Annotated in this window: 4 protein-coding genes; 3 read left to right on the forward strand and 1 reads right to left on the reverse strand. The window is 69.5% G+C overall.

What is annotated here, in order from left to right:
- The first annotated feature begins 1,432 nt into the window (after positions 1 to 1,432).
- Together ACFU99_RS38345 and ACFU99_RS38350 are read left to right on the forward strand one after the other, a co-directional pair.
- Positions 1,433 to 1,933, forward strand: a complete 501-nt coding sequence (locus tag ACFU99_RS38345) for a GNAT family N-acetyltransferase (RefSeq protein WP_384401740.1) — start codon at positions 1,433 to 1,435, stop codon at positions 1,931 to 1,933.
- Between the two features lie 386 nt (positions 1,934 to 2,319).
- Positions 2,320 to 2,517, forward strand: a complete 198-nt coding sequence (locus tag ACFU99_RS38350; protein WP_384401743.1) for a hypothetical protein — start codon at positions 2,320 to 2,322, stop codon at positions 2,515 to 2,517.
- A gap of 71 nt (positions 2,518 to 2,588) precedes the next feature.
- On the opposite strand, the gene ACFU99_RS38355 is transcribed toward ACFU99_RS38350, so the two are convergent.
- Positions 2,589 to 2,879, reverse strand: coding sequence for a hypothetical protein (locus ACFU99_RS38355; RefSeq protein ID WP_384401745.1), 291 nt, complete (start codon positions 2,877 to 2,879; stop codon positions 2,589 to 2,591).
- A gap of 166 nt (positions 2,880 to 3,045) precedes the next feature.
- Between ACFU99_RS38355 and ACFU99_RS38360 the strand changes: the two genes are divergently transcribed.
- Positions 3,046 to 3,291, forward strand: a complete 246-nt coding sequence (locus ACFU99_RS38360; RefSeq protein WP_384401748.1) for a hypothetical protein — start codon at positions 3,046 to 3,048, stop codon at positions 3,289 to 3,291.
- Positions 3,292 to 3,296 lie beyond the last annotated feature (5 nt).

Raw genomic sequence — 3,296 nt, forward strand, 5'->3', positions numbered from 1 at the left:
GGGGCGGGGCTGCTGTCGGTTTGCTGCCTGCGGCGGCGTTCGTGGCTGGGGTTCAGGCTGGCTCCGCTGCGCTGCGCCGCTGGCTGCTGCCGCGAAGTGGCCGTTCTGGGCTCTTCGGCTGCGGGTGCGTCTCGGACCCTGCGGGCCCACGGCGCTTGTAGCGGCTGGAGGCTCTGCTGCGCTCCGCAGGTGGATTACTGGCAGGTAGGGTGCGGTTGCCGCCTGACAAAAGCGCTATTTGGGATGCGGAATCGGGCGGTAACCGCACCCTGTTGAAGGGTGAACCTGGCGCACCAGGCATACCGGGCGCACTCTCCGCTAGAGCGGGGTTTCCCCGGCCTCGAACCCCTCTCCTGTGGGCGGAAACCGCCCCCGGGCGGTCGGACCCCAGCCGCAGCGCAGTGTTGCCGCATCCACCGGCCACGGGCTTGGTTCGCTGTGTCGCTGGGGCTGCTGCGCCTGTAGTGGAGGGTGGGGCGGTAGTGGGGAGCGCAGGAGGCTCTGCTGCGCTCCACAGATGGCTACTGGTGGGTAGGGTGCGGTTGCCGCCCGGCAAAAGTTCCTTATCGGGCACCGAATCGGGCGGTAACCGCACTCTGTTGAACGGTGGACCTGGCACATCGGGCATACCGGGCGTGCTCGCCGTCAGAGTGGAGTTTCCCCAGCCTTGGGCCCTCTTCGTACGGGCGGAAACCGCCCCCGGACGGCCAGCAGCCCCCAGGCGCAGCGCGCCCCTCACTTCGGCTGCTGTGGGCCGCAGGTCCGAGACGCTCCCGCACCCGAGCCGCCGGGCAGTCACCTCATCGCGGCAGCAGCCAGCGGCGCAGCGCAGCGGAGCCAGTCTTAACCCTGGCCACCCACCGGCCCGCAGGCAGTGCACCAAGATCAGCCCGCCTCCCCCTCCGCTGCCGGCGCTTTGGACCCGGAGGGTCCGAGACGAAAACCGCACCCGGCCGAGCCGAATACCGCCCCACCCACCAGCCCCCGCGCTGTGGGCCGCAGGCCCGAAACGCACCCGCACCCGAAGAACCCCCCCCCACGCCATCGCGGCAGCAGCCAGTCTGAACCCCCGCCGCAAGCCGGGCCGCAGGCAGCGAACCGGCCTCAACCCACCCCCTCCCCTCCCACTGCCGGCGCTCTGGGGCCGGAGGGCCCGAGATGAAAGCGGCAGCTGCCCGAGCCGAATGCCGACCCACCCAGCAGCGGTCCGCGACAGCGACCCAACACCAGGCGACGGTCGGCCGAATCGGCATCGGCACCGTCCCTGCCACCGTTGACGGCTTGGACCGTAGGCCCGAGGTGAATCCGCACCTGAGCAACCGGCAACGGCTGCTTTACGGCGGCGGGCGGCAGCCGCCGCCATCCAGGCCGCAGTCCGAGCCATCCGACCCACTTGTCGTACCTGCAACTACTGCGTCGGTAGGGTGCCGTCATGTCGTATTCGCCGATGCCGCTCCGACTCGACACCGTTCGGATGACGTTGCGTCAGTGGACCGAGCCCGACATCGAGGCCCATCGCGCGCTCGTTGCCGAACGGGGTGGCGGTATGCCGTCGATCGAGGACAACCGGCTAATGATCGAGAATCAGCGCGCTGCGTGGGCGCGGACAGGGATCACTCTGCTGCCCCTCATACGCCGGGATGCGGGCGACTTCATCGGATATTGCGGGCTCACGGTCGGTCGGGCTTCCGCTGACGAGCCGGAGATCGCCTATGAGTTGTTCCGGCGCGTGCACGGACAGGGTTATGCCACCGAGGCGGCGTCAGCGGTGCTCGACGCGGCGATCGCGACTGGGCGGAAGCGGCTCTGGTCGTCGGTGCGTCCCTGGAACGCGCGGTCTTTCCGCGTCCTCGAAAAGCTCGGGTTCGAGCGCGACCACGTCTCGACCGAAGACAGCGGCGAACTGGTGTGGCTCACCCGCGCGCTGCCGTAGCCCACATCTCCAGCTCGCGGAGCGCCGCCTCCACGGTGGCCCGGGAGGCCGTGACCACGGGCCGTCCGGTCATGTCATCTGGAGCTTCGCGGGGGATGGGGGTTGTTTCTGCCCTCAGGGCAGGATCAATGGCGGGGGAACTCCCCTCCAGCGGCACGCGTCCCCATACGTCCCATCAACCTGGTTGATCGTGCAACAGGGTGCGGTTACCACCCGATTCGGCGTCCAGAAAGGTGCTCTTGCCGGGCGGTTACTGCACTCTACTTGCGAGTAGCGGACGCGCTTCAACGGCCGGAGTGCTTACCGCAGTGGAGCTTTCCGCCTCCCCAACCGTGAATGCCACGCAGTCAATCGACTGGACACGCCCCGGGTAGGCTCGCCGGACTATGGAACAGTTGCCCGAGAGCGTCGACCGCAAGATCCTGGATCGCCGGAACGTCCAGGCGATAATGGAGATCGTCGAGACTACAGGGTGCCCCCTTCACCAGGCGATTGATGTCTTCTCGCAGCGGTACGAGGAACTTCGTCGGGACCGGCCGGATGACTTCAAGGCGGACCCGGGCGAACACAGCCGTGGGACGTGATGAGTCTGTGCACCTGAGCAGCCGCGGTTAGGCCCCCGGCCCTCGGCCCTCGGCCCCCCGCCCCCCGCTCCTCACTTCCACTTAGCCGTCACGTCCTGCGTCTCGATGTGCATCCCCAGCGGGACTCGCCACGCGTCCATGCAGATCGGCCAGGTCTGTTCCTTGCGCTTCCCCGCCGCGATCGGTGCGGGGAGCGGGCGGGTCTGTTTGATGGTTGCCCAGTCGACGCCCAGGGCCCCGATGATGTGGGTTTCGAAGGTGACGATGCCCTTGGTTATGGGGGTGCCGCCGGTGTTGGTGAAGGTGACCGTCACCTTTTCGCACCAGCGGTCGTCGGCCGGGGTGCGCTTCGGTTTGCTCACGGTCAACGCCGCCGGGGCCGGGGTCGGGGGCGGGGTGGTCGGCCTTGTGGGAGGGGTGGTGTCGGGTGGGGTGGGAGTGGACGGGGGGGTGTGGGGGGAGCCTTGTGGGGTTCCTGGGCCCGTACCCGTACCCGTACCCGTACCCGGGGCCGGTGTCCGGGGAGTGGTGACCCTGCCCGTACCCGTGCTCGCGCCCGGCGATCCGCTCGGACCGCTCGAACCGCTCGCCCCGCCCGGTCCGCTGGAAGCGCCCGGCCCGCGGGCAGGCTTCTCGCTCGCGTTCGGGCCGCCCGGGGTCGGGCTGCCCGTCTTTTCGCCCTCCAGTGGTACGAGGTCGACGCCGCCCTTCGGCGGTACGGCCGTCGCCGGGGCGTGGTCGCCGGCCGGGCCCGCCGCTTCGGCCGCGACGTAGCCGTC

The sequence above is a fragment of the Streptomyces sp. NPDC057654 genome, from assembly GCF_042800135.1.
Classification (GTDB): domain Bacteria; phylum Actinomycetota; class Actinomycetes; order Streptomycetales; family Streptomycetaceae; genus Streptomyces.

Bases quoted from the DNA above. Each gene is read 5' to 3' on its own strand.
- ACFU99_RS38350 (WP_384401743.1), top strand. From the start codon at position 2,320: ATGGAACAGTTGCCCGAGAGCGTCGACCGCAAGATCCTGGATCGCCGG.
- ACFU99_RS38345 (WP_384401740.1), top strand. From the start codon at position 1,433: ATGTCGTATTCGCCGATGCCGCTCCGACTCGACACCGTTCGGATGACG.